Source organism: Klebsiella sp. KE9456, assembly GCF_043832615.1.
Taxonomy (GTDB): domain Bacteria; phylum Pseudomonadota; class Gammaproteobacteria; order Enterobacterales; family Enterobacteriaceae; genus Klebsiella; species Klebsiella indica.
Map to the genome: position 1 here is coordinate 25,427 of NZ_JBDYQK010000026.1, position 24,147 is coordinate 49,573.

At 53.8% G+C, this 24,147-nt stretch carries 26 protein-coding genes; 18 read left to right on the top strand and 8 right to left on the bottom strand.

The genetic code is table 11. The annotated features are described in order from the left end of the window. Nucleotides 1-71: 71 nt before the first annotated feature. From ABK821_RS21490 to ampH, 3 genes are all read right to left on the bottom strand, one after another. A complete protein-coding gene (locus ABK821_RS21490) occupies nucleotides 72-1,790 on the bottom strand; it encodes a GNAT family N-acyltransferase (protein ID WP_343178807.1) in 1,719 nt (572 codons plus the stop codon). Between the two features lie 124 nt (nucleotides 1,791-1,914). Next, nucleotides 1,915-2,889 carry a porphobilinogen synthase gene (gene hemB / locus ABK821_RS21495; protein ID WP_138358265.1) on the bottom strand — a complete coding sequence of 325 codons (975 nt, stop codon included), beginning with the start codon at nucleotides 2,887-2,889 and terminating at the stop codon, nucleotides 1,915-1,917. 104 nt (nucleotides 2,890-2,993) lie between these two features. Further along, entirely contained in the window at nucleotides 2,994-4,154 is a 1,161-nt protein-coding gene (gene ampH / locus ABK821_RS21500; protein ID WP_343178806.1) for a D-alanyl-D-alanine-carboxypeptidase/endopeptidase AmpH, read from the bottom strand. A gap of 218 nt (nucleotides 4,155-4,372) precedes the next feature. Here ampH and ABK821_RS21505 point away from each other — a divergent pair, with 218 nt between their 5' ends. The 3 genes from ABK821_RS21505 (at nucleotide 4,373) to ABK821_RS21515 (ending at nucleotide 7,349) form a co-directional block, all read left to right on the top strand. Beyond that, entirely contained in the window at nucleotides 4,373-4,885 is a 513-nt protein-coding gene (locus ABK821_RS21505) for an isochorismatase family protein (protein WP_171034794.1), read from the top strand. Nucleotides 4,886-5,003: 118 nt separating this feature from the next. After that, complete coding sequence (gene sbmA, locus ABK821_RS21510) at nucleotides 5,004-6,224, top strand: peptide antibiotic transporter SbmA (RefSeq protein WP_138358259.1); 1,221 nt, start codon at nucleotides 5,004-5,006, stop codon at nucleotides 6,222-6,224. Between the two features lie 18 nt (nucleotides 6,225-6,242). Further along, nucleotides 6,243-7,349: a DUF1615 domain-containing protein gene (locus ABK821_RS21515; protein WP_142501792.1), complete on the top strand. Its 1,107-nt coding sequence runs from the start codon at nucleotides 6,243-6,245 to the stop codon at nucleotides 7,347-7,349. Here the strand turns inward: ABK821_RS21515 and ABK821_RS21520 are convergent. Next, complete coding sequence (locus ABK821_RS21520) at nucleotides 7,346-7,648, bottom strand: DUF2755 family protein (protein WP_138358255.1); 303 nt, start codon at nucleotides 7,646-7,648, stop codon at nucleotides 7,346-7,348. The genes ABK821_RS21515 and ABK821_RS21520 overlap by 4 nt on opposite strands. A 254-nt stretch (nucleotides 7,649-7,902) precedes the next feature. Here ABK821_RS21520 and ABK821_RS21525 point away from each other — a divergent pair, with 254 nt between their 5' ends. Beyond that, entirely contained in the window at nucleotides 7,903-8,112 is a 210-nt protein-coding gene (locus tag ABK821_RS21525; RefSeq protein ID WP_343178805.1) for a DUF2754 family protein, read from the top strand. An 86-nt stretch (nucleotides 8,113-8,198) separates the two neighbouring features. Here ABK821_RS21525 and ddlA read toward each other — a convergent pair whose 3' ends face one another. Then, a complete protein-coding gene (ddlA, locus tag ABK821_RS21530; protein ID WP_343178804.1) occupies nucleotides 8,199-9,296 on the bottom strand; it encodes a D-alanine--D-alanine ligase in 1,098 nt (365 codons plus the stop codon). A 99-nt stretch (nucleotides 9,297-9,395) separates the two neighbouring features. On the opposite strand from ddlA, the gene ABK821_RS21535 reads away from it, so the two are divergent. The 8 genes from ABK821_RS21535 (at nucleotide 9,396) to ABK821_RS21570 (ending at nucleotide 17,451) form a co-directional block, all read left to right on the top strand. After that, nucleotides 9,396-10,079 (top strand): extensin family protein, encoded by a 684-nt coding sequence (locus ABK821_RS21535; protein WP_138358249.1) that lies wholly within the window; start codon nucleotides 9,396-9,398, stop codon nucleotides 10,077-10,079. A 169-nt stretch (nucleotides 10,080-10,248) separates the two neighbouring features. Continuing rightward, nucleotides 10,249-11,448: a multidrug efflux MFS transporter gene (locus ABK821_RS21540; RefSeq protein WP_138358247.1), complete on the top strand. Its 1,200-nt coding sequence runs from the start codon at nucleotides 10,249-10,251 to the stop codon at nucleotides 11,446-11,448. Nucleotides 11,449-11,626: 178 nt separating this feature from the next. Continuing rightward, the gene (idnO, locus tag ABK821_RS21545; protein WP_138358245.1) at nucleotides 11,627-12,391 is read left to right on the top strand and encodes a gluconate 5-dehydrogenase; all 765 of its coding nucleotides are present in this window, start codon (nucleotides 11,627-11,629) and stop codon (nucleotides 12,389-12,391) included. Nucleotides 12,392-12,505: 114 nt separating this feature from the next. Then, a complete protein-coding gene (locus ABK821_RS21550) occupies nucleotides 12,506-13,795 on the top strand; it encodes an MFS transporter (RefSeq protein ID WP_343178803.1) in 1,290 nt (429 codons plus the stop codon). Nucleotides 13,796-13,861: 66 nt separating this feature from the next. Continuing rightward, nucleotides 13,862-14,854 carry a substrate-binding domain-containing protein gene (locus tag ABK821_RS21555; protein WP_308561193.1) on the top strand — a complete coding sequence of 331 codons (993 nt, stop codon included), beginning with the start codon at nucleotides 13,862-13,864 and terminating at the stop codon, nucleotides 14,852-14,854. A 218-nt stretch (nucleotides 14,855-15,072) separates the two neighbouring features. After that, entirely contained in the window at nucleotides 15,073-15,333 is a 261-nt protein-coding gene (iraP, locus tag ABK821_RS21560) for an anti-adapter protein IraP (RefSeq protein ID WP_343178802.1), read from the top strand. Nucleotides 15,334-15,421: 88 nt separating this feature from the next. Continuing rightward, nucleotides 15,422-16,849, top strand: coding sequence for an alkaline phosphatase (phoA, locus tag ABK821_RS21565; protein ID WP_171034790.1), 1,428 nt, complete (start codon nucleotides 15,422-15,424; stop codon nucleotides 16,847-16,849). 287 nt (nucleotides 16,850-17,136) lie between these two features. Continuing rightward, on the top strand, nucleotides 17,137-17,451 hold the full coding sequence (locus ABK821_RS21570; RefSeq protein WP_138358329.1) for a PsiF family protein: 315 nt from the start codon (nucleotides 17,137-17,139) through the stop codon (nucleotides 17,449-17,451). Nucleotides 17,452-17,503: 52 nt separating this feature from the next. On the opposite strand, the gene proC is transcribed toward ABK821_RS21570, so the two are convergent. Then, nucleotides 17,504-18,313 carry a pyrroline-5-carboxylate reductase gene (gene proC / locus ABK821_RS21575; protein WP_138358327.1) on the bottom strand — a complete coding sequence of 270 codons (810 nt, stop codon included), beginning with the start codon at nucleotides 18,311-18,313 and terminating at the stop codon, nucleotides 17,504-17,506. A 116-nt stretch (nucleotides 18,314-18,429) separates the two neighbouring features. Between proC and ABK821_RS21580 the strand changes: the two genes are divergently transcribed. Further along, complete coding sequence (locus ABK821_RS21580; protein ID WP_343178801.1) at nucleotides 18,430-18,888, top strand: YaiI/YqxD family protein; 459 nt, start codon at nucleotides 18,430-18,432, stop codon at nucleotides 18,886-18,888. Here ABK821_RS21580 and ABK821_RS21585 read toward each other — a convergent pair. Next, entirely contained in the window at nucleotides 18,885-19,586 is a 702-nt protein-coding gene (locus ABK821_RS21585) for a DUF2076 domain-containing protein (protein WP_138358228.1), read from the bottom strand. The two genes, ABK821_RS21580 and ABK821_RS21585, sit on opposite strands and share 4 nt — an antisense overlap. A 338-nt stretch (nucleotides 19,587-19,924) precedes the next feature. On the opposite strand from ABK821_RS21585, the gene aroL reads away from it, so the two are divergent. The 4 genes from aroL to ppnP all read left to right on the top strand — a co-directional run bounded on the left by aroL (nucleotide 19,925) and on the right by ppnP (nucleotide 22,018). Further along, on the top strand, nucleotides 19,925-20,452 hold the full coding sequence (aroL, locus tag ABK821_RS21590; protein ID WP_138358225.1) for a shikimate kinase AroL: 528 nt from the start codon (nucleotides 19,925-19,927) through the stop codon (nucleotides 20,450-20,452). A gap of 70 nt (nucleotides 20,453-20,522) precedes the next feature. Then, the gene (gene yaiA / locus ABK821_RS21595; RefSeq protein ID WP_138358221.1) at nucleotides 20,523-20,714 is read left to right on the top strand and encodes a protein YaiA; all 192 of its coding nucleotides are present in this window, start codon (nucleotides 20,523-20,525) and stop codon (nucleotides 20,712-20,714) included. A gap of 251 nt (nucleotides 20,715-20,965) precedes the next feature. Continuing rightward, nucleotides 20,966-21,646 (top strand): AroM family protein, encoded by a 681-nt coding sequence (locus ABK821_RS21600; protein WP_171034789.1) that lies wholly within the window; start codon nucleotides 20,966-20,968, stop codon nucleotides 21,644-21,646. Nucleotides 21,647-21,733: 87 nt separating this feature from the next. Beyond that, nucleotides 21,734-22,018 (top strand): pyrimidine/purine nucleoside phosphorylase, encoded by a 285-nt coding sequence (gene ppnP / locus ABK821_RS21605; RefSeq protein WP_112214097.1) that lies wholly within the window; start codon nucleotides 21,734-21,736, stop codon nucleotides 22,016-22,018. A 117-nt stretch (nucleotides 22,019-22,135) separates the two neighbouring features. On the opposite strand, the gene rdgC is transcribed toward ppnP, so the two are convergent. After that, entirely contained in the window at nucleotides 22,136-23,047 is a 912-nt protein-coding gene (gene rdgC, locus ABK821_RS21610) for a recombination-associated protein RdgC (protein ID WP_142501786.1), read from the bottom strand. Between the two features lie 91 nt (nucleotides 23,048-23,138). Here rdgC and mak point away from each other — a divergent pair, with 91 nt between their 5' ends. Continuing rightward, nucleotides 23,139-24,044, top strand: coding sequence for a fructokinase (gene mak / locus ABK821_RS21615; protein WP_171034788.1), 906 nt, complete (start codon nucleotides 23,139-23,141; stop codon nucleotides 24,042-24,044). The last annotated feature ends 103 nt before the right edge of the window (nucleotides 24,045-24,147 follow it).

Below are 24,147 nucleotides of genomic sequence, written 5' to 3' on the forward strand. Positions count from 1 at the left end.
GGTCGTTTCACCCGTGCGTGATACCGTCACTCCATCCCTCTATCCGGAAGCGAGAGAGATAAAATCGGTGATTATGCCGTCTTCCGGGATTCCAGATGCGCGCCAATATAGCGCTGATAGCGATTCGCTTTCAGATAGGTTAAATCCACCAGCACCAGACCATCCACGCAGTTATTAAACTCCGGGTCGCTGCCGAAATCGATAAACTGCACGCCTCCCGGTTCACATACTTCCGAATATTGCTTATACAGCGGCGGGATCGCGCAGCCGAGATTGCCGAGCAGAGATTTCAGGCGCACTAAATCATCGTTGTAATCCTCACCGCCAAACTGCGCCAGCACATCGGGCAGCGAAGCGGGATACGGGCGGCGGGACTTAGCCAGCGGGTGCGTTGCGGGGAACCACAGCCGGTAAAACGCCACCAGCAGATCGCGCGCTGTCGGCGGTAGCCCACCGGAAATGGAAACCGGTCCAAACAGATAACGATAGTGCGGGTAGCGCGCCAGATAAGCGCCGATACCCGACCACAAATAGTCCAGCCCGCGGCGTCCCCAGTAACGTGGCTGGATAAAGCTGCGGCCCAGCTCGATACCGTACTGAAGAATATCGGCCATACGCGCGTCGTAATGGAACAGACTGTAGCTGTAGATGCCTTCCAGACCGCGCTTTTCCAACTGCATCTCGGTTGGCATAAAACGGTAAGCGCCGACGATCTCAAGGTCTTCTTCATCCCACAGTATCAGATGCAGATAGTCGTCATCATAGCCGTCAATGTCGCGACGTTTTCCGCTGCCTTCGCCTACCGCGCGAAAGGCGATTTCCCGCAGGCGGCCAAGCTCGCGCAGCACCGGGGCCTCTTCCTGACCATTACGTTGCCAGAGATAAATCACTTTTCCATCCGCCGTTCGCCCCAGTGTTTCCGCTTTATTCAGCTCGCGCTTAAGCAGGGCGCGGTCTTCCGGGCGGGCGATAGCGCTTTCGGTTTTGAATACGCCAGGAAGCCCTTTTGCAAACTGTTCCAGATGGTGATAGCAACGCTCGGTCAACTCACGAGAGGATCTCAGAGGATCGAACCAGCTTGACCAGGCAATTTGTTGGCCAATATTGACCGGCAGGCTGCTGTTGCGGCGGCGAAACATTTGCGGCATCAGCAGGAGTAGCGGGAGGTTAGCGGAAACCAGCGTGCTGGCGTAAAACAGCGCGCTGTTGCGTGCGTGGATCCATGCCGGAAGCAGCGGAGCGCGATATTTGGCCGCCAGTTTAATAAATCCGCAGTGCCATCTTTTATCACGGATGCCGCGGCAGGTCAGGCGTGAAACTTCGCCCGCCGGGAAGAAAATCAGCACGCCGCCGTTTTGCAACTGCTGATCCATTTGCTGTAGCGCCGCTTTGGCGGTACGACCATGAATGTTATCGACCGGAATAAACAGCGAGCTCAGCGGCTCAAGATGCGTCAGCATACGGTTGGCGACCACTTTGACATCGCGACGCACCCGGGAGACCGCATAGAGCAGCGCCAGACCGTCAAGCGTGCCGGTGGGATGGTTGGCGATAATGACCAACGGGCCATGTTCGGGGATTTGTTCGAGATCGTGCGCCGGGACAGCGCAGCGGATATTGAGATGTTCAAGTACCTGTTCGACCGTATCCAGTCCTTTCAGGTGAGGATGACGCGCGGCAAATTGTTGAAACTCTTCCTCATGCAGGAGCTTTTTCAGCACCTTTTTTTGCCAGGGCGCAGGCCTCGCCTGAGGCCACAGGTCATCGAGTACATTGTCGAGACTAAACATGATGGCACCTCCTTCGTCCTGCCCAGACAGTAGAAGGCGCAGATGTCGCTCAGATTACAGTTGAATGAAGATTTCGCGGCTCCAGGTGGCGCACTGCGCCACCGGAGATACGACAATCGCTGAATTAACGCAGGATGTTCTTTTCAGCCAGATCAAGGGCGAAATAGCTGAAGATCAGATCCGCACCGGCCCGTTTGATGGCGCCTAAGCTTTCCAGCACCACTTTTTCTTCATCAATGGCGCCGGCCTGAGCGGCGAATTTAATCATCGCGTATTCACCGCTCACCTGATACGCCCCCAGCGGCAGGTTGGTACGCTCACGCAGATCGCGCAGAATGTCGAGGTACGGACCGGCCGGTTTAACCATCAGGCAATCGGCGCCCTGGGCTTCATCCAGCAGCGATTCGCGGATCGCTTCGCGGCGGTTCATCGGGCTCATTTGATAGGTCTTACGATCGCCTTTCAGCGCGGTTCCGGCGGCTTCGCGGAACGGGCCGTAAAACGATGACGCAAATTTAGTGGAATAGGACATAATCGCCGTATCCGTAAATCCGGCGGTATCCAGCGCCTGGCGAATCGCCTGCACCTGACCATCCATCGCGGCGGAAGGGGCGATAAAATCCGCGCCGGCGGCGGCGGCAACCACCGCCTGCTTACCGAGATTTTCAAGCGTTTTATCGTTATCGACACCGTGGTCACACAACACGCCGCAATGCCCGTGGGAAGTGTATTCGCAGAAGCAGGTATCGGACATGACAATCATCTCCGGCACCGCGTCTTTGCAGATGCGGGACATGCGCGCCACCAGTCCGTTTTCGTTCCAGGTATCGCTGCCGATGGCATCGGTATGATGGGAGATCCCGAAGGTCATCACCGAACGGACACCGGCGTTGGCGATGCGTTCGATCTCGCGTGCCAGGTGTCTTTCCGGAATACGCATCACGCCGGGCATGGCGTCAATAGCTTTGTAATCGTCGATTTCTTCTTCAACAAAGATCGGCAACACCAGGTCGTTCAAACTCAGTGTTGTCTCTTCAAACATGGCGCGTAGCGAAGCGGATTTACGCAGGCGGCGGGGGCGAGTGATCAAATCTGTCATGGTTTGCCTGATTTTGTGAAATGAAAAGAACAAGTTTACCTGAATTGAGGCCGGGATGTTTCACCAAAACGATCCTTATCAATCGCCGGAAAACATCCCCCAGACTACTGGCTGGCCGTCTCTAACGCAGGGCGGACGCCGCTTAATTCGCCGATCAGCGCATTGATGCCGTCGCTCATATTATTGAAACGCGTTAAAGAGGAACGAGTGACCACTACAAATGCCCCGACATTCGCCTGCGGATTCATCGCCATATAGGTGATAAATCCGCCGCCGCCGCCAGTCTTCTGAATAATTCCCGGCAGGCCGTTTTTCGGTTTCATATAGACCCAACCGAGGCCCAGCGCATCCGCTTTGCCCGGTACATCCATCCCGATGACTTTCGTCAACTGGCTACGCTGATAAATCAACGTTTGCATGCGATCCGCCTGCCGTCCGCGAGTGAAAAAATCGGAGGAGAGGAACTGTTGCATCCAGCGCATCATATCGCCAGGCGTGGAATAGACGCCGCCGCTGCCGATGGCCGCAAGGGTGTTGTTGCACGGACTGGCCCCTTTTTCTGGGATCATCAATCGTCGGCATTGATCCGGTGAAGGCGTAAAGGTGGTGTCCTTCATCCCTAATGGACGGGTGATCTGCTCTTCAAATAGCTGAGTATAGGGTTTGCCTGCGGCGGTAGAGAGCGCGTCGGCCAGTAGGTCGAACGCGAGGTTGGAGTAGGCGGCCTGGGTGCCGGGGGCGGCTTTCAGCGTTGCCGTTGATAACCAGTTCCAGCGCTGTTGGCGCGTTGGCCAGACGAACACCGGACGGTGCGCGGCGCCGCCGGGCTGTTCGCGCGGCAGGGCGCTGGTGTGCGTCGCCAGATTGACCAGCCTGATTGGCGCGCCATGATAAGTCGGCACCCTGGCCCCAGGCGGGGCGTATTTGCTCAGCGGGTCGTTGAGCTTCACTATCCCCTGGTCAAGCAGTTTGACCAGCATTTCGCTGGTCATCAGCTTACTCAGGGAGGCGATACGAATCACAGAATCAAGCTGTGGACGCGTATTGTTGCCAGGACGCGTCTCGCCGAAGCTGCGGAATACGCGCTGATTACCATCAATAACCACAAGCGCCATGCCGATCGCGCCGCTGCCGTAATAAATATGGTTAGCGTAACGGTCGACAACATCTGCGGCGAATTCCGGGTCGACGCTCGGTTGCGCGGCCTGGGCCGATGTCCACGAGGCCACGCATAGCGCAGCAAAAATGAGCAGACTACGTTTCAACGGGAGATCCATCCTGATGAAGAAAAACATAGTGCGTATTTATACTACGAAGCGTTGCCGAACAAAGCGGGAATCACGCTAATCTGTGCGGAAAAACGTAACGCGGCGTAAAAAACCTTTTTTACGCTTTTGGATAGCCGATGTTACCCGCGCGCAGGTATGATGATCGCCTGGTTAATGATGGGGTGAAAAAGACGATGGCGGATAAACGGGTCGTAATGGTAGTGGATATGCAAAATGGCGTTTTCGCGACGCCGCGGATTGAGCGCGAGCGCTGCGCTGCGCAAATTAACCGCCTGATAAATGCTGCGGATACCGTTATCTTCATTCAGCACAACGAAGCGGGAGGGCTGGAAGAGGGGAGCGAAGGCTTTGAATTGCTGCCTGAACTGCAACAACCCGCCGACGCGCTGTACGTCACTAAGACCGCCTGCGATGCCTTTTACCACACCCGGCTGGAAGAGGTGCTGCGCGCCCATAACATCAGGCAGTTTGTGATTTGCGGCTGTGCGACGGATTACTGCCTGGATACCACCATCAAAAACGGCAGCAGTCGCGGCTATGCGATTACCGTTGCCGAAGATGCCCACACTACCGCCAACCGCCCGGCGGCGCAGGCGACCACGCTGATTGCCCACTACAACGAAGTGTGGCGTACGCTGACAGTTCCTGGCAATCCTTTACACGTGAAACCCACAGAAACAATTCTTAGCGGATGGCAGACGAACTAAGTCGCTGATATCCGGTCTCATACTGCGCCCACTTTGCTTTGCCGCGATGGCTCTGCGGCGGGCGCTTTTCGCGGTGCATAGCTCAACAAAACGAGAAAGAAGTTAGCAGGAGAGCACGATGTTTAAATCCTTTTTCCCCAATCCGGGGCCGTTTTTTATTTCTGCCTTTATCTGGTCGCTGTTGGCCGTGATCTTTTGGCAGGCGGGAGGCGGCGACTGGCTGCTGCGGTTGGCCGGAGCATCGTCAAATGTCGCCATCAGCGCAGCGCGTTTTTGGTCGCTCAACTATCTGGTGTTTTACGCCTATTATGCGTTTTGCGTCGGCGTTTTTGCCCTGTTCTGGTTCATTTACTGTCCGCATCGCTGGCAATACTGGTCGATTCTCGGCACGTCGCTGATTATTTTTGTCACCTGGTTCCTCGTTGAAGTCGGGGTGGCGGTTAACGCTTGGTATGCGCCGTTCTACGATCTGATTCAGAGCGCGCTGGCGACGCCGCATAAAGTCAGCATTAACCAGTTTTATCAGGAAACGGGTGTTTTTCTCGGCATAGCCTTAATCGCGGTCGTTATTGGCGTGCTGAATAACTTCTTCGTCAGCCATTATGTCTTCCGCTGGCGCACCGCCATGAACGAGCATTATATGGCGCACTGGCAGCATCTGCGCCATATCGAAGGCGCCGCGCAGCGTGTACAGGAAGACACCATGCGCTTTGCCTCAACGCTGGAAGATATGGGCGTGAGTTTTATCAATGCGGTGATGACGCTTATTGCCTTTTTGCCAGTGCTGGTCACGCTCTCTCAACATGTGCCGGATCTGCCGATTGTCGGCCATTTGCCATACGGTCTGGTGATTGCGGCTATCCTGTGGTCGCTGATGGGGACGGGGCTGCTGGCGGTGGTGGGGATTAAGCTACCGGGCCTGGAGTTTAAAAACCAGCGTGTCGAGGCGGCCTATCGTAAAGAGCTGGTGTACGGCGAGGATGATGGATCCCGCGCCACGCCACCGACGGTACGTGAACTGTTCAGCGCCGTGCGTCGCAACTATTTCCGTCTCTATTTCCACTATATGTACTTCAATATCGCGCGTATTCTGTATCTGCAGGTGGATAACGTTTTCGGTTTGTTCCTGCTGTTTCCGTCGATTGTTGCCGGTACGATTACGCTGGGCCTGATGACCCAGATAACCAACGTTTTTGGCCAGGTTCGCGGCTCGTTCCAGTATCTGATTAGCTCCTGGACTACGTTGGTGGAACTGATGTCCATCTACAAACGTCTGCGCAGCTTCGAGCGCGAGCTGGATGGCAAAGCGCTGCAGCCCGTTACGCAAACATTAAGTTAATCAACTCAAGGATGGTTTATGCCGGTAGCGCAATCCAGAATTACGTCTCTCACCCTGACGCTACTGGCCGGTATCGTCCTCAGCGCCTGTTCCAGCAAGCCGACGCCGGTGCTGAAGGAGGGAGAAAAAGCGGTGGATGTTGCGGCGGTGGTGCGGCAGAAAATGCCTGCCAGCGTGAAAGACCGCGAGGCCTGGGCGCAGGCTATCGCCAAAACCTTTGCCAGCCAGAAGCTGGCGCCGACGGAAGAGAACGTCTGTTCCGTACTGGCGGTGGCGCAGCAGGAGTCTAACTATCAGTCAGATCCAGTGGTACCTGGGTTAAGCAAAATCGCCTGGCAGGAGATCGATCGTCGGGCGGAAAAAATGCATATTCCGCTGTTTCTGGTGCATACCGCGCTGAAAATCGGTTCGCCTGACGGCAAAAGCTATAGCGAACGCCTCGATAACGTGAAAACTGAAAAACAGCTGAGCGCGATTTTTGATGATTTTATCGGCATGGTGCCGATGGGGCAGACCCTGTTTGGCTCGCTGAATCCGGTGCATACCGGCGGCCCGATGCAGGTCAGCATCGCTTTCGCTCAGCAGCATACCGACGGTTATCCGTGGAAAATCGAGGGTACCGTGCGTCAGGAGGTATTCAGCCTGCGCGGTGGGCTGTGGTTCGGTACGTATCACCTGTTGAACTACCCGGCGAACTATAGCGTGCCGCTGTATCGCTTTGCCGATTTCAATGCCGGTTGGTACGCCAGCCGCAATGCCGCTTTCCAGAATGCGGTCTCTAAGGCAACGGGCGTGAAGCTGGCGCTGGATGGCGATTTAATTCGCTACGATAGCGACGCGGCTGGCGCCACCGAACAGGCGGTGCGCCGTTTATCCGCACAGTTGGCAATGAGCGATGATGATATCCATCGTCAGTTGAAAAAGGGTGATTCTCTGGCCTTTGAAGAGAGCGATCTCTACAAAAATGTGTTCCGGATTGCGGATAAAAAAGCCGGTAAAAGGCTACCGCGAGAGGTGCTGCCGGGGATCCGGCTTGAGAGCCCGAAAATCACCCGTAATTTGACCACCGCCTGGTTCGCTAAACGCGTTGACGAGCGGCGGGCGAACTGTATGGCGCGCCGTTAGTGGTGGCTGCGCCAGCGGAAAATCAGCCCGCATAGTGCAATTAACAGGCAACCGAGCAGAAACGGGATCAGACCAAACAGGGTCCCGACCAGGAAGCCTATTTCGACTCGCGGGTAGCGGTTATCCTGCATTTGGATCAGATGCTCAAAAACGCCGGGAGCGTGGATCAGCATGCTCAGCATTTGCGCTCCGGCCCAGAAGCAAAACAGCACAAACAGAGCGTAAGCGATGTTGCTGCCGGTGCCAGAGCCCCTTTTTTTGCCGCCAGTAACGGTCTTTGCAAAGGTGAACTCTGCCATATTTACCTCCGTACTTCGCTTTCCTGCCGTTTTGATAACGGCTATATGGCGGCTATTGTGGCAATGGCGGAGGGATTGCAGTATCAGATTGCTGGTAATTTCCGTCCAGGAATGTTCCTGATTTCACCCATTTGCGAACCTGCGACACATTCGTGAAATGTAGACCGATATCCCAATGCGCGATAATTCTCAACCCGGCTACAGATCCGTGATGGCGGTTATGCGAAGATGCTTTTTTTGTTGTCGGAGTGGTTATGAAACTCACTGAAAAAATTCGCCGTGACTGGCACTACTATGCGGTCGCGCTGGGGGTGATTTTTATTCTGAATGGCGTGATCGGGCTGCTGGGGGGGGAAACCGAAGGCTGGCGCTCTTACGCGGTGGGACTGGTGACATGGGCGATCAGTTTCTGGATTGCCGGGCTTATTATTCGCCGCCGTCCGGTCGAGGAAGCGCAAAGCTGATATCAGTTCCTCAATGAATATCGTACACATATTTTTGCCCGGCGGCGGTGAATGCCTTACCGGGCAAATCTACCCGCTGCCCGTGATTAATTCATTGATGTTTTTAGCGCGCGGTCGGCGGCATGGCGCTCCAGCGCCAGATCAATCAGTCGGCTAATCAGGCTGGTGTAGTCCAGGCCGCTGGCCTGCCACAGTTTTGGATACATGCTGATATTGGTGAAGCCCGGCAGGGTGTTGATTTCGTTGATCACCACTTCGTTATCGGCGGTCAGAAAAACATCGACGCGGGCCATACCGCTGCAGTCGAGGGTCTGATAGGCGCGTACGGCGATATCGCGAATTTTATCATTGACATCGCTGTCGATTGCCGCCGGAACCACAACCTGCGCGCCCTGATCGTCAATGTATTTGGTGTCGTAGGCGTAGAATTCGCTATTGAGAACGATTTCGCCACAGGTGCTGGCCTGCGGACGATCGTTGCCCAGTATCGCGCACTCGATCTCCCGCCCTTTAATTCCCTGTTCAACCACCACTTTATGGTCAAATTCAAAGGCCAGATCGACGGCCTGCTGATACTGCTCTGCGCTGTTCACCTTGCTGACGCCCACCGAGGAGCCCTGATTCGCCGGTTTAACGAACAGCGGCAGGCCCAGTTGCGCCTGCACATCGGCAAAGCTTACCAGGCTACGGTTGGCGCGGGTCAGGGTGATAAATGGCGCAATCGACAAACCGGCATCGCGCAACAGGCGCTTGGTGACATCTTTGTCCATGCAGGCGGCAGAACTGAGTACGTCGGAACCCACAAAGGGTAAGTTAGCCATCCGCAGCATGCCTTGCAGGGAGCCATCTTCTCCGAGCGTACCGTGAACGATGGGGAAGATTACATCGATAGCTGCCAGCGGCTGACCGCTGTCCGCGTTAATCAACTGCTGCGCTTCGCGTCCGGGAATCTGCGCCAGTGTAATATCGGATGGACGCAGGGCGATGTGGGCGGGGTCCTGCGGATTCAGCAGATAGTTACTGGCGTCGTTGATATGCCATTGCCCTTGCTTATCAATCCCCAGCAGAACCACGTCAAAACGCGTTTTATCAATCGCCTCAACGATATTTTTCGCTGATTGTAGCGACACTTCATGTTCTGCAGACTTCCCGCCAAAAACGATCCCAACCCTCATCTTAGCCATTTCAACTTTCATCCTGATGACATCAAAGGGCATAACATAACATGTGAAAGCGCCGCCTGGCTGCCATAATATTCATCTGGTGAAGCATTGGGAGATGGCGTGAAACAAAAAGGCTTTATCGCGCTGTTGGCGCTGCTGGCGGCAGGGTTTTACGGATACCGTTATCTGCCTTCGCAATATAATCCGCTGGCGCCGCTGCGTCTGGAGGACCCGCCGGGATTAATCAGCCAGTATAAGTTGCGGCGGTTAACGCCCGCAAAATGCGCCACGCTGCTGGAGGAGGCTAATCACCGCCAGCTTATCACCAGCCATCCGGTTGCCGACAGCGAGGGAGCGTGCCCTCTGCAAAACGTGGTTCGGGTACGCGACTTTGGTACGGTAAAACTGAGCAGCAGCTTTCTCGCCAGCTGTCCGCTGGCGCTGAGCAGTGCGCTGTATCTGCAACAGCAGGTGAAACCGCTGGCTCGCCAGATGCTGGGAGACGACCTTCGGCAAATCGATCATTTAGGCAGTTTTGCCTGTCGTAATATTTACCATCGTCAGCACGCGCGGCGCAGTGAACATGCCACGGCGGAAGCGCTGGACATCAGCGGTTTCCGATTATCCGATGGCCGACGTATCAGCGTGCTGAAAGGGTGGCATGATGCGACATATCATTCCTGGCTACGGGCGTTGCTTACCAGCGGTTGTCGCTATTACGGCAACGCGTTAGGACCGGACTATAACGCCGCGCATGCCAGTCATTTTCATTTCGGGATGCGCGGTCAGCGCTTCTGTTTCTAAGTAGATCACGCTTTGTACGGTATCTTTTACTGTGGAATTGTTTGTCATGGCGTAATTATGCAACATAAAGCACCAAACTCATCGCCTGGGCATTGCGGGTACTTCGCCGGATAAAGGAAATTGCTAAGCTAGTGGCTCACTGCCGAAAAATTAATGAATACGTGTAGTTATGGAATCCTGGAAGGTTAATCTTATCTCCGTCTGGTTTGGCTGTTTTTTTACCGGACTGGCTATCAGCCAAATTCTCCCCTTTTTGCCGCTGTACATTTCCCAACTGGGCATCACTTCCCACGAAGCGTTATCCATGTGGTCAGGGTTGACCTTTAGCGTGACGTTCCTGGTATCGGCGATTGTCTCGCCGATGTGGGGAAGCCTTGCGGATCGCAAGGGGCGCAAACTGATGCTGCTGCGCGCTTCGCTGGGTATGGCCATCGCCATTTTATTACAGGCCTTTGCCACCAATGTCTGGCAGTTGTTTATCCTGCGTGCGGTGATGGGGCTGACTTCCGGCTATATTCCTAACGCGATGGCGCTGGTGGCGTCTCAGGTTCCGCGGGAGCGCAGCGGCTGGGCATTGAGCACGCTTTCGACAGCGCAAATTTGCGGGGTGATCGGCGGGCCGCTGCTGGGTGGTTTTCTCGCCGATCATGTTGGTTTGCGCGTGGTGTTTATTATCACCGCCGCCCTGCTGACGGTGAGTTTCCTGGTGACGCTGTTTCTGATTAAAGAGGGCACCCGCCCGCAGGTTAGCAAAGCGGAGCGGCTGAGCGGTAAAGCGGTGTTTGCTTCGCTAACTTATCCTGGGCTGGTGATCAGCCTCTTTTTCACCACCCTGGTGATTCAACTGTGTAACGGTTCCATCGGCCCGATTCTTGCGCTGTTTATTAAATCCATGGTGCCGGATAGCAATAATATCGCTTTCCTCGCCGGACTGATTGCCGCCGTGCCGGGGGTTTCTGCGCTGATTTCAGCGCCTCGTCTGGGGAAACTCGGCGATCGGATTGGCACCTCGCGGATTCTGCTGGCCACGCTGTGCTGCGCGGTGGTGATGTTCTTTGCCATGTCGTTTGTCACGACGCCATTTCAGCTTGGCGTTTTGCGTTTTCTGCTCGGCTTTGCCGATGGCGCGATGCTGCCGGCGGTACAAACTTTACTGCTGAAGTACTGTAGCGACAGCGTGACCGGGCGAATTTTCGGTTATAACCAGTCGTTTATGTATCTCGGCAACGTGGCGGGGCCACTGATTGGCGCCTCGGTTTCGGCGATGGCCGGTTTCCGCTGGGTGTTTATCGCGACTGCGATTATCGTGCTTGTTAATATCTGGCAACTGGCGATCATGTTGCGTCGTAGCCGCCGTACTGCTGCGTAATCACCTTTCTCTCGTCTCAACCGGTATTGACCTCACAAGGTAAATGCCGGTTGTTGGGTCTCTTTGGTTCTAAATGTATTACCGATCACAAAACGATCGTTTTTATCTCCTGACCTCTTCCAATATTAACTGTTACGCGTATACAGTTACGCGTAACAGTTATTTAAAAAGAGGTTGTATGAAAAATTTATTTGATTTGTCAGGCAGGCGCGCGCTGATCACCGGTTCTGCCCAGGGGATCGGGAATCTGCTGGCTGGTGGACTTGCAGAGTATGGCGCTGAAATCATTATCAATGACCGTACTCAGGCGCGGGCCGACCAGGCTGCGCAGGTGCTGGTTGCCGAGGGCCATCGCGCCGTAGGGTATGCATTTGATGTCACTCAGGCGGCGGAAGTTGAGCAGGCGATTGCCCGTATTGAAGAGGAAGTCGGAGCAATTGATATTTTAATTAATAATGCCGGTATCCAGCGTCGATTCCCTTTTACCGAATTTCCTGAAGAGGAGTGGGATCGGGTTATTGAAGTTAACCAAAAGGGCGTTTTTCTTGTTTCGCAGCAGGTGGCTAAATATATGATCCCGCGCCGGGCAGGGAAAATAATTAATATTTGTTCGATGCAGAGTGAACTGGGACGTAAAACAATTACTCCTTATGCCGCGTCGAAAGGGGCGGTAAAAATGCTGACCCGCGGAATGTGCGTTGAATTAGCGGAATATAATATTCAGGTTAATGGTATTGCACCGGGATATTTCGCCACCGAGATGACTTCCGCTCTGGTGAATGACGAAGCGTTTTCCGCCTGGTTGTATCAGCGGACTCCAGCGGCGCGCTGGGGAAAACCGGAAGAGTTAATTGGCGCTGCGGTCTATCTGGCTTCCCCAGCGGCAAACTTCGTTAACGGTCATCTGCTGTTTGTGGATGGCGGGATGCTCGCCGCCGTCTGATCTCCGGCACACTGCAGATTGCCTGCTCGTTGGTTGCGGAAGCCCTGGCTCGGCGAGTGGGTCTGCAGAATGAATTAACCCCCTGTGATGTTATTCATAATATGAGGATTGCTTATGCAAATGCTCTCGAAATTACCAGCTCGCCGCTGGTGGTATTTAATGCCGATTATATTTATTACCTACAGTCTGGCATATCTCGATCGTGCAAATTATGGTTTTGCCGCTGCGGCAGGAATTGAAAGTGATTTAGGTATTACCAAAGGAACCGCTTCACTTATTGGCGCGTTATTTTTTCTCGGCTATTTCTTTTTCCAGGTGCCTGGTGCGATATATGCAGTAAAACGCAGCGTACGGAAAATGATTTTCTTTAGTCTGATATTATGGGGATTCTGCGCGGCGGCAACCGGGTTTGTCAGTAATATCCCGATGCTGATGGCGATTCGCTTTATTCTCGGTATAGTTGAGGCGGCGGTAATGCCAGCGATGCTGATTTATATCAGCAACTGGTTTACCAAAACCGAGCGTTCGAGAGCCAATACTTTCCTGATCCTCGGCAACCCGGTGACCGTCCTGTGGATGTCCATTGTTTCCGGCTACCTGATTCAGGCCTGGGGCTGGCGCGAAATGTTTATTATCGAGGGTATTCCGGCGGTACTGTGGGCGATTTGCTGGTGGATTCTGGTTCGCGATAAACCCGCAGACGTTTCCTGGCTCAACGATCGGGAAAAGCAGGTCCTGCAGCAGGCAATGGACAGCGAGCAGAGCAATATAAAGCCGGTGCGTAACTATGGTGAAGCGCTGCGCTCGCGCAATGTGATTATGCTCTGCGCCGTTCATGCGCTGTGGAGTATCGGGGTGTATGGTTTCATGATGTGGATGCCGTCGATTCTGAAAAACGCCGCGCAGATGGATATTGTGGCGGTAGGCTGGCTGGCGGCGGTGCCGTATCTTGCGGCGATCTGCCTGATGCTGACGGTCTCCTGGCTGTCGGATAAGTTCCAGAACCGTAAGCTGTTTGTCTGGCCATTATTACTGATTGCCGCTATTGCGTTTTTTGGTTCGTGGATAGTGGGGAACCAGGCATTCTGGTTCTCTTATGTGTTGCTGGTCATTGCCGCTGCCTGCATGTATGCGCCTTATGGACCATTCTTCGCGCTCATTCCCGAGCTGCTGCCGCGTAACGTCTCAGGTGTATCGATGGGGTTGATTAATAGCTTTGGTGCGCTGGGCGCTTTCCTCGGCGCATGGCTGGTGGGGTATCTGAACGGTATTACCGGCGGACCCGGCGTCTCTTATACCTTCATGGCTATTGCGCTGCTGGCTTCTGTGGTGTTGATGTATAACGTTCGTGCGAATAACCCGCCTTCTTTAACGTCCGTGACAGCAAAAAAGGTGACGGGTTAACATAAAACCTGGCTGCTGTGATAAGGTTCTCTGGGAACGCATAAGTCGTATGTCGTAGAGAACCTGATGAAAAACAACCGGATGACATTACAGGATATCGCTAACCTGGCGGGACTCAATAAAATGACGGTCAGCCGTTATTTGCGCGACCCCGGCCAGGTTTCCCAGCGCAGCCGTGAGCTGATTGCAAAGGTCATGGAAGAGAACAACTATATCCCTAATCGGGCGCCGGAAATCCTGCTTAACGCGCGTAGTAAAACGATAGGCGTGCTTATCCCTTCATTTCGTAACCAGATTTTTGCTGATGTTCTGGCCGGAATCGAGTCGGTCACTTCTGCGCATCACTACCAGACGCTGATTGCCAACTACGAATACGATCCACAGCGCGAAGAGCGTGAAGTGCTCAATCTGCTCTCTTACAATATTGATGGGCTGATTTTGACCAGTAAGCAGCATAGCGATCGTATGGTGCAGTACGTGCGTGCCAGCGGCATACCTGTTGCTGAACTGATGGATTTCGGCGGTCAGCAACTGGATATTCAGGTGGGTTTCGATAACGAAAAGGCGGCGTGGGACATGACCAACGCTTTCCTTGAAAGCGGCAAGCGGGCGATTGCCTTTTTTGGTTCAATGGACGATCCGCGGGATTTAAGCCGTTTTCACGGCACCGAACTGGCGCTGGCGGCGCATGGCCTGAAGGCGTATCACATGGCGCCGCGGACGATCTCTTCAGTTGCGCTTGGCCGACAGATGTTCCTGCAGATGCAGCAGTCGCGACCGGATATTGACGCGATTTTTTGTACCAACGACGATCTGGCCGTTGGTGTGTTGCTGGCGTGCCAGGCCCAGGGAATCGCTGTGCCGCAAAACATAGCTATTGCCGGTTTTCATGGTCTGGAAATTGGCCGCGCGCGGCTACAAAAAATAGCCAGCGTCATTACCCCACGTTATGAAATAGGTAAAACGGCGAGTGAAATACTTATTGCGCGGCTGGCCGGTAAAGACGCGGCAGACCGCGTTAATCTGGCCTATCAGATATATTATGGTGATACGTTGTAGCTATGGATTAACGCTGATATTCCATTTTATTCTTATGGTGTTGAATATGGTTATTAACCTGCCGTTAAGTAAATTCCTGGTTAAATAGGTAATGAGAAAAACGTTTCGTTTATTTTTGATTGATACGGAAAGCCATTTTCTAAAAATAATTGTGGCAACCGATGGCTAATGTATGACATAACTAGCAGAAAACGGACCTCGCATAAGGATAACGCGTTGTGAAGAATCTCATTGCTGAACTACTGGTGAAACTGGCACAAAAGGAAGAAGAGTCAAAGGAATTGACGGCTCAGGTTGAAGCGCTGGAAGTGGTGGTCACATCGCTCCTGCGTCATATGTCGCAGGACACCCGGCAGGCGTTAATCAATGATATCGAGCGGGCAATCGAAGAGGCCAGCCCTGGTCCGCTGGTGGACGATCGCGACGCCCAGTTATTGCAGCAATATATAAAGAAGCTATTACAGCATCCTCGTAGCTAGTGTTGTGACAGGGTATGGATGCTGTCATTTTACTGTCACATCGCTTTTATACAGTCTCCCTCGTGTTGTTTTTTAAAGTATTTATTACATGGAGATGATAAAAGTGAAATTACGTGTCCTGTTTATTGCTTTGCTACCTCTGTTGGGCGCCCCGGTTATTCACGCAGAAACAACAATGATGCCGCTTTTGGAAAGTCGGGCCGCTCAGGGTGATATTACTACGCCGGGCGGCGCGCGGCGTTTAAGCAGCGATCGGACGGAGGCCCTGCGAGCGTCGTTAATTAATAAGCCAGCTAAAAATATTATTTTGCTGATTGGCGATGGAATGGGTGATGCTGAAATTACCGCCGCGCGTAATTATGCTGAAGGGGCCGGCGGTTTTTTTAAAGGTATTGACGCGCTGCCGCTGACTGGTCAGTACACCCATTATTCGTTGGACAAAAAAACCGGTAAGCCGAATTATGTCACGGACTCAGCCGCCTCCGCGACCGCGTGGACGACCGGTGTGAAAAGCTATAATGGCGCGCTGGGCGTCGACATTCATGAAAAATCTCATCAAACCATTCTTGAGCTGGCTAAAGCGGCGGGGTTAGCGACCGGTAACGTCTCAACGGCGGAACTGCAGGATGCGACGCCAGCCGCGTTGGTGGCGCACGTCACTTCACGTAAATGCTATGGTCCGAGCGTAACCCGTGAAAAATGTGCCAGCAATGCGCTGGAAAAGGGCGGTAAAGGCTCCATTACTGAACAACTGTTGAATGCCCGAGCCGATGTGACGCTTGGCGGCGGGGCGAAAACCTTCGCTGAAATCGCCACGGCTGGCGAGTGGCAGGGGAAAACTCTGCACGATCAGGCTGTTGCACGCGGCTATCAAATTGTCACTGATGCCAGTTCTCTGGCTGCCGTTAGCCAGGCAAATCAGGACAAACCGTTGTTGGGACTCTTCTCCCAGGGCAATATGCCGGTACGCTGGCAAGGTCCGAAAGCGTCTTATCACGGTAATATCGAGCAGGCGGCGGTAACCTGTACCCCAAATCCCAAACGTGACGCTTCGGTACCGACGCTGGCGCAGATGACTGAAAAAGCCATCGATCTGCTGAGCGGCAATGAGAAAGGTTTTTTCCTGCAGGTGGAAGGCGCTTCGATTGATAAACAGGACCATGCGGCGAATCCCTGTGGTCAGATCGGGGAAACCGTTGATCTGGATGAAGCCGTGCAGAAGGCGCTGGCGTTTGCGCAAAAAGACGGTAATACCCTGGTTATCGTTACCGCCGATCATGCGCATTCCAGCCAGATTATCCCGGCGGAGACGAAAGCTCCCGGCCTGACTCAGGCGCTGAATACGAAAGACGGCTCGGTGATGGTGATAAGCTACGGCAATTCAGAAGCGGCGTCGATGGAGCATACCGGAACCCAACTGCGTATTGCTGCTTACGGCCCATATGCGGCAAATGTGGTGGGGTTAACGGACCAGACCGATCTGTTCTACACCATGAAAGCGGCGCTGAATCTGTGATAGACCGCTGCCGGTGATGAATGCCTGTCAGCCTGAATGTCGCTTTTCAGGTGGTTTTGGCAAAAATGGCATGTGCCTTATTTCCTTCAGATTTTGGTCTGCGACCTGTTCCGTTCACTGTGAACACCAGGATATTCTTCGTATTCATTGTCTGTGAACGGACAGGGGGACGTTTCGCTCGTCCCTCTGCCCTGGCATTGGCTGTCAGCGACGAATTTTCGTTGCCGACTGGTTTTTTTTCCATTAGCGACCAGAATTACAAAGATTCACTCAAAGAAGGATGTACGATGAAAATAAACTTGCTTGCGACGCTACTTTTGGGCCTGGTATTTATGACAGGGGCCAGCGCTGCGGAAAAAACGTTAACACCGCAGCAGCAGAAGATGAGCGCCTGTAATAAAGCCGCCTCTTCAAAGTCGCTGAAAGGGGATGAACGTAAAACGTTTATGAGCAACTGCCTGAAGAAAAATGCAACAACCCAGGACGGCAAAACCCTGACGCCGCAGCAGCAAAAAATGCGCGACTGCAACAGTCAGGCGACCCGGCAGTCTTTGAAAGGGGATGATCGAAGCAAATTTATGGGCACTTGCCTGAAAAAATAACAACAAACGGGTGGGGAACCTCACCCGCTTTCAACCGGCACCGGGGGATCAATCAGGAACGACTGAGTTTCTCTGATTTCTCCATGCATTTCGCCATCGCTTCAATAACGGCGGAGCGGAAACCTTTCTCCTCCAGTACGCGTACGGCCTCAATCGTGGTACCGCCAGGCGAGCACACCATATCTTTCAGCGTACCCGGATGTTCGCCGCTTTCGAGCACCATTTTGGCCGAACCCATCACCGCCTGCGCGGCGAATTTGTAGGCCTGCGCGCGTGGCATCCCACCGAGCACAGCGGCATCGGCCATCGCTTCGATAAACATAAATACGTAAGCCGGTGCGGAACCGCTGACGCCAACTACCGGGTGAATCATTGGCTCAGCGATGATTTCCGCCTGGCCGAAGCAACGGAAGATGGTCAGGATATCAGCCGTTTCTTCGGGGCTGACCAGCGCATTTGGCGTGACGGATGTCATACCTGCGTTCACCAGTGAAGGGGTGTTAGGCATTGCGCGGACGATTTTACGGTCGTGGCCCAGCGCGCGCGCCAGTTGGTCGAGAGTCACACCAGCGGCAATCGAAACGACCAGCGAGTCTTTATTCAGGCTGGAAGCCACATCGCTAAGCACTTTGACCATAATCCCCGGCTTTACAGCGCCGAAAACGATATCTGCCACCTGAGCGACTTCCTGTGCGCTTTGCGCCGCATTAATGCCGTACTGGTCATGCAGGGCTGCCACTTTTTCCGGCGACGGGGTATAGACCCAGATTTGCCCCGGCTGTACCTGTCCGCTGGCGATCAGGCCGCCCAGAATGGCCTTCCCCATGTTGCCGCAGCCGATAAAGCCGATTTTTTTCTCCATCATCAATCCCCTTTACTTGTTTTATCGTTAGAGACATAGCTTATCACCTTGTCGCTTTCACGAAAGGTAAAAGCAGGTGACAATATGACTTCTCTTTTTTGTCGACAGGAGCCGTAATGGCTATTTGGGTTGATGCGGATGCATGTCCGAATGTGATTAAAGATATTTTGTTCCGCGCCGCCGAGCGTACACAAACCTCGCTGACGCTGGTGGCCAATCAGCCGCTACGGGTTCCGCCCTCGCGTTTTATCCGTACTCTACGTGTGGCGCAGGGTTTCGATGTGGCGGATAACGAAATCGTTCGGTTATGCGCCGCAGGCGATCTGGTGATTACCGCGGATATCCCGCTGGCTGCCGACGTTCTGGCAAAAGGCGCCGCGGCGTTAAATCCGCGCGGCGAACGTTACTGCGAGGCGACCATTCGCGAACGCCTGACGATGCGCGATTTCATGGAAACTATGCGTGCCAGCGGCGTGCAGACCGGTGGTCCGGATAGTTTATCTCAGCGCGATCGCCAGCAATTTGCCGCCGCGCTGGAGAAGTGGCTGTCAGACGTCAGGCGTCAGCAGAGTTAAACCCAGCTGTCATCGTCGCCGCTGCCGAAATCATCGTTGCCAAAACCGGCATCAAAGTCGGAATCATAGTCATTATTGTCGGCAAGGAATTGGCCGTCATCCTGGCGGAACGTATCGTCCGCGACATTGCTGTCCTGCGGCTGGCTCAGGTCCGGCTGCGGTTGCTCTTCAATAATGTTGACGATCTCCTGCGGGTGTGAACCGCTAAACATATGAGTCAACATGTTCCCCAGCACCACGCCGCCGGCGACGCCGGCTGCTGTTTGCAGCGCGCCGGCCATAAAACCGCCGCCGCTGCGGGTCGCCTGAGGCGCATAGTTTTGCTGCTGCGCCTGTGGGGCGTACTGCGGCTGGGGAGGCGTCTGCGGGCGAGCATACTGCTCTGCGCCGGGAATCGGGGCGGAACCACGGGACTGACCGCCGCCGAACAGGCCGGAAAGGAACCCGCCGCTGCTGGGTTTCGCGGCCTGAAGTTGCGTCACCTGGTTTTCCAGCGCCTGGATACGGGCATTGAGCTGTTTAATTGCCGCTTCCTGAATCAGGATGGTTTGCGCCATATAGTAAGGGGCGAAAGGCTGCTCTTTGATGTGCCGGGCAATCTGCTCCTCGGCGTCGGCATCGCGTGATGCGCTGCGGGTCTCGGCCTCTTTCAGCCGGGAAAACAGTCCATCAATAAGGCGTTGCTCTTCAGATTGCATGATACATTCCTCTGTCATACTGATTGGTTGGCGTCAGAGTCGCTCTGAAACACGGGTGTTGTAAATATGTTACTACGTAAAGCTATGCGGAAATGTGTTACTGTTTACGCCAGACTGAGAACAAAAAATAGCTTTCGCATAAAAGTAAAGCTAGCATAACACCACGTGCAATGATAAGTTTACATTCAATATCCTTTCGTAAAGTAAGGTGAAAGGTTTTATTGATGGTGTGTAACGTTTATTTTACGGTTGGTGTTGAGTAAGTTTGCGGTACTATTGCTTCTCTTTTCGCTTTCATTTATCCGCACCACAATGGCGGAACCAAGGGGTCTTCGGTAATGACACAGCTAATTTTTCTTGTCGGGCCTCGCGGCTGCGGTAAAACGACGATTGGTCACGCCCTCGCGCGAGCGCGTAACTACCAGTTTGCGGATACTGATCATGAGCTGCAGGAACATGAGCAGCGCACGGTCGCGGCTATCGTTCAGCAGGAAGGCTGGGAGCGCTTCCGTGCGCTGGAAACTCAGGCTTTAGAAAGAGTCTCGCAGCCAGCGACGATTATTGCGACCGGCGGCGGCATTATTCTCAGTGAGTACAATCGTCAGTTTATGCGTGAAAATGGTGTGGTGATCTATCTTGAAGCCTCGGTTTCGACGCTGATTGAGCGTCTGGAAGCCTATCCGAAAGCGGAGCAACGTCCGACGCTGACCGGAAAACCCGTTCGTGATGAAGTCGGCGAAATACTGGCGCAACGGGAAGCCCTGTATCGTACGGCTGCGCACCATATTATTGATGCCACCGCTACGCCGGATGAGGTGGTTGAACAGATTATGGCGACAGTGTGCGGTGTGAGCTATACCAGTTAAGAATTTGCTTACGGACAACGGATCGGCAACGCCTATACTTTAGGATCCACGAGATAAAAAAGGAAGCGCTATGCCGACCAGACCCCCCTATCCAAGAGAAGCGCGTATTGTTACGGTCGAAAAAGGTCCGCAGGGCCAAACGGTAACCTGGTATGAACTGCGTGCTGACTATCCTGCCCCGAACTCGCTCATCAGTGAACACCCCACTGAACAGGAAGCGCTGGATGCTAAACGGCGCTATGAAGATCCTGACAAATCATAATTCCCCCTCACGCCCGGGATATGTTCTGAAAAGATCGTTACCGGGCATATATCACATCTTTAATTTATCAGCGGTACTAATGATTATCTGATGCTGGTTTTTTCAGGAGCGTTTTTGATGTTTCTGGAATCTTTACATGCCATATTAGCTGTAACCTGCTACGCTTCTTGACGGTTGATTTTCAGCCAACAGGGGGCAGAAGTCGTAAATAGAAGCTCGTTTTAAAACAGTGGCAGTAAAAGGTACATGATATGAGTAGTGCATTGATGGCTATTTTGACCATTGGGGTGGTACCGGTGGTGGAGATGTTGCCGCTTTTGACCGAACATATCAGGGAAGAGCAGATTGTCCACATTAGCCTGTCAGGCAAAATGACGCGCGAAGAGGTTATTCAAGACTATGGCGCTGAAGCTGGTGAGGAGACGCTGCTGATCTTGCTCAGCGATAAGCAAATCATACCGGTCTCCCGGCACAAGGTTGAGCGCGATTTACGTCGCATTATCGCCATGCTCGACAAACAAAATTATGATCTTATTTTATTGATGAGTACCCATCCATTCGGCGATTTTACCGCGAATAATGCGATTCTGCTTGAGCCGCAAAGAATTATCCCGCCGCTCGTTGCATCGATTGTTGATGGGCATCAGGTCGGCGTGATTGTTCCGGTTGAAGAGATTTTGCCGTTGCAGCGGGAGAAATGGCGGGTGTTAAAAAATACGCCCTACTATGCGTTGGCGAATCCCGTTACCGGTAGCGACGACGACTTACTGGCGGCGGGCAGGGAGTTAATCGAGCAGGGGGCGGATGTGCTGATGATGGATTGTCTTTGCTATCACCAGAAGCATCGCGACGTGTTACAAAAAGCGCTGGATATCCCGGTTCTGTTGTCAAATGTGCTGGTTTCTCGGTTGGCGGCAGAACTATTAGTTTAACCTGCCGTCGTGCGTTAATTTTACGTGACAGGGGTAACGAGCGCCCCCTATATTGTGCCTTCAACACAAGATCATAAGGGCGAGTTTATGCTTCAAAGCAATGAATACTTTGACGGAAAAGTAAAATCTATTGGTTTCACCAGCAGCAGCACCGGTCGCGCCAGCGTTGGCGTGATGGCGGAAGGGGAATATACCTTTGGCACCGGGCAGCCGGAAGAGATGACCGTGGTTAGCGGTGCGCTGAACGTGCTTCTTCCGGGCGAGACTGAGTGGAAAGTGTACGCCGCCGGTGAAGTATTCAACGTTCCGGGAAATAGCGAGTTTAATTTGCAGGTGGCTGAGCCAACGTCTTATTTATGCCGCTATCTGTAATGTCAGGCCGTGTCCCGCAATAGCGTGTGGGGGCCGATGCCGGGCTTTAGACGCAACGACCTGCTACGGGACATCGCCTGAGCTCCTTCCTGCCGGTGCAGGAAGGAGCTCAGAATATCAACGCTGCGCTTCGCCGCCTAATCCTTCCACCAGATTCTGAATCAACGCTGCCAGTTCGCCGGTCATCAGAATAAAGTCCGCATCAAAGCGTTGAGCGAAATCTTCCCGGTCAATATCTTCATTTTGATCGCGCAATTCATCGCAGAACTTCAGACGTTTAATCGAACCATCATCGCATATCAGGAACTGAATACGCTGCTGCCAGTCGAGCGCCAGTTTGGTCACGACTTTACCGGCTTCAATGTGCACGGCGATCTCGTCGCTGACCAGATCCTGCTTTTTCGCGCGGATCACACCGCCATCTTCCAGCATAGCTTTCAGCTCCGCTTCGTCCAGTAGCTGGAAGCCCTGAGCGACGGTCCCGGAACGTACCCACTCGGTTAGCGTCAGCTCGATCGGGGTTTCCATAGCCAGAGGGACAACCGGCAGCGAGCCCAGGGTTTTACGCAGCAGCGCCAGCGTGTCTTCCGCTTTTTTAGCGCTGGCGCAGTCCACCATAATCAATCCGTTGACGGTATCGAGCCACATCATGGTCTGGCTAAAGCGGCTGAAGGCGCGCGGCAGCAGGGCGTGCAGCACTTCATCTTTCAGCGAATCTTTTTCGGTTTTCTTCAGCTTGCGGCCCTGTTCAGCTTCCAGCTTGAGGATCTTCGCTTCCAGCGCTTGTTTGATCACCGGCGATGGCAGAATCTTCTCTTCTTTACGCGCGCAGATAACGATCTGGCCATTTGCGGTATGCGTCAGCGCATCGCTGTGCGAACCCATCGGCGGTACCCAACCGGTTTTGGCCATATCCTGGCTGCCGCACGGAGTAAACGCCAGACCGGCAAGCTGTTTTTCCATCTCCTCCGCGCGCAGGGAAATGTCGCGGCTGAGACGGTAAACCATTAAATTTTTGAACCAAAGCATGATAATTTCCACGGCTTTTTTATTAAATCCAGCGGGCATGATAGCGAATTGTCGCTATGCTTGCATTGTTAATCGGGGTGAGGAACTAACAGTGCGTATTGGGATTGATTTAGGTGGAACAAAAACGGAAGTCATCGCGCTAAGCGACCAGGGGGAGCAGTTATTTCGCCACCGTTTGCCGACGCCGAGAGAGGATTATCGGCAGACGATAGAGACGATAGCCTCGCTGGTGGAGATGGCTGAGCAGGCCAGCGGGCAGAAAGGTACGGTCGGTATCGGCATCCCTGGTTCAATTTCGCCCTATACGGGCGTAGTTAAAAATGCTAATTCGACCTGGCTCAACGGTCAGCCGTTTGATAAAGACCTCAGTCAGCGCCTGGGACGGGAAATACGGCTGGCGAACGATGCGAACTGCCTTGCGGTTTCGGAAGCGGTGGATGGCGCGGCGGCCGGGGCGCAAACGGTATTTGCGGTGATTATTGGCACCGGCTGTGGTTCTGGCGTGGCGCTTAACGGTCGCGCGCATATTGGCGGTAACGGGACGGCGGGCGAGTGGGGGCATAATCCGCTGCCGTGGATGGATGACGACGAACTGCGCTATCGGGAAGAGGTGCCCTGCTATTGTGGCAAGCAGGGCTGTATTGAAACATTTATTTCCGGCACCGGTTTTACTACTGATTATCATCGCTTAAGCGGTCATTCGCTGAAGGGGAGCGAGATTATGCAGCGCGTCGGCGAGCGAGATCCGCTGGCGGAACTGGCGCTGAGCCGCTATGAGATGCGGCTGGCGAAATCACTGGCGCACGTCGTGAATATCCTCGATCCGGACGTTATTGTACTGGGCGGGGGAATGAGCAACGTTGACCGATTGTATCAGACGGTGCCGAATTTGCTGAAACCGTGGGTATTCGGCGGCGAATGCGAGACGCCGATTCGTAAAGCGGCGCACGGTGACTCCAGCGGCGTGCGCGGAGCGGCCTGGCTGTGGCCGCTGTAAATCGGTGTAACTCGTGTTATTTCAGAAGCGAGCTGTGTTTTCGCCTCTGGATATTATGACTTTCAGCGCTCAGGTCGTCGCTGATTGATTGCGGGCTCACCAA

Bases quoted from the DNA above. Each gene is read 5' to 3' on its own strand.
- ABK821_RS21555 (WP_308561193.1), top strand. From the start codon at position 13,862: ATGAAAAACAACCGGATGACATTACAGGATATCGCTAACCTGGCGGGA.
- ABK821_RS21505 (WP_171034794.1), top strand. From the start codon at position 4,373: ATGGTAGTGGATATGCAAAATGGCGTTTTCGCGACGCCGCGGATTGAG.
- ABK821_RS21515 (WP_142501792.1), top strand. From the start codon at position 6,243: ATGCCGGTAGCGCAATCCAGAATTACGTCTCTCACCCTGACGCTACTG.
- ddlA (WP_343178804.1), bottom strand. From the start codon at position 9,296: ATGGCTAAGATGAGGGTTGGGATCGTTTTTGGCGGGAAGTCTGCAGAA.
- yaiA (WP_138358221.1), top strand. From the start codon at position 20,523: ATGCCGACCAGACCCCCCTATCCAAGAGAAGCGCGTATTGTTACGGTC.
- sbmA (WP_138358259.1), top strand. From the start codon at position 5,004: ATGTTTAAATCCTTTTTCCCCAATCCGGGGCCGTTTTTTATTTCTGCC.
- hemB (WP_138358265.1), bottom strand. From the start codon at position 2,889: ATGACAGATTTGATCACTCGCCCCCGCCGCCTGCGTAAATCCGCTTCG.
- ABK821_RS21490 (WP_343178807.1), bottom strand. From the start codon at position 1,790: ATGTTTAGTCTCGACAATGTACTCGATGACCTGTGGCCTCAGGCGAGG.
- ABK821_RS21550 (WP_343178803.1), top strand. From the start codon at position 12,506: ATGCAAATGCTCTCGAAATTACCAGCTCGCCGCTGGTGGTATTTAATG.
- ABK821_RS21580 (WP_343178801.1), top strand. From the start codon at position 18,430: ATGGCTATTTGGGTTGATGCGGATGCATGTCCGAATGTGATTAAAGAT.
- ppnP (WP_112214097.1), top strand. From the start codon at position 21,734: ATGCTTCAAAGCAATGAATACTTTGACGGAAAAGTAAAATCTATTGGT.
- ABK821_RS21600 (WP_171034789.1), top strand. From the start codon at position 20,966: ATGAGTAGTGCATTGATGGCTATTTTGACCATTGGGGTGGTACCGGTG.
- ABK821_RS21520 (WP_138358255.1), bottom strand. From the start codon at position 7,648: ATGGCAGAGTTCACCTTTGCAAAGACCGTTACTGGCGGCAAAAAAAGG.
- ABK821_RS21540 (WP_138358247.1), top strand. From the start codon at position 10,249: ATGGAATCCTGGAAGGTTAATCTTATCTCCGTCTGGTTTGGCTGTTTT.
- aroL (WP_138358225.1), top strand. From the start codon at position 19,925: ATGACACAGCTAATTTTTCTTGTCGGGCCTCGCGGCTGCGGTAAAACG.
- phoA (WP_171034790.1), top strand. From the start codon at position 15,422: ATGGAGATGATAAAAGTGAAATTACGTGTCCTGTTTATTGCTTTGCTA.
- rdgC (WP_142501786.1), bottom strand. From the start codon at position 23,047: ATGCTTTGGTTCAAAAATTTAATGGTTTACCGTCTCAGCCGCGACATT.
- proC (WP_138358327.1), bottom strand. From the start codon at position 18,313: ATGGAGAAAAAAATCGGCTTTATCGGCTGCGGCAACATGGGGAAGGCC.
- ABK821_RS21570 (WP_138358329.1), top strand. From the start codon at position 17,137: ATGAAAATAAACTTGCTTGCGACGCTACTTTTGGGCCTGGTATTTATG.
- ABK821_RS21525 (WP_343178805.1), top strand. From the start codon at position 7,903: ATGAAACTCACTGAAAAAATTCGCCGTGACTGGCACTACTATGCGGTC.
- idnO (WP_138358245.1), top strand. From the start codon at position 11,627: ATGAAAAATTTATTTGATTTGTCAGGCAGGCGCGCGCTGATCACCGGT.
- ABK821_RS21585 (WP_138358228.1), bottom strand. From the start codon at position 19,586: ATGCAATCTGAAGAGCAACGCCTTATTGATGGACTGTTTTCCCGGCTG.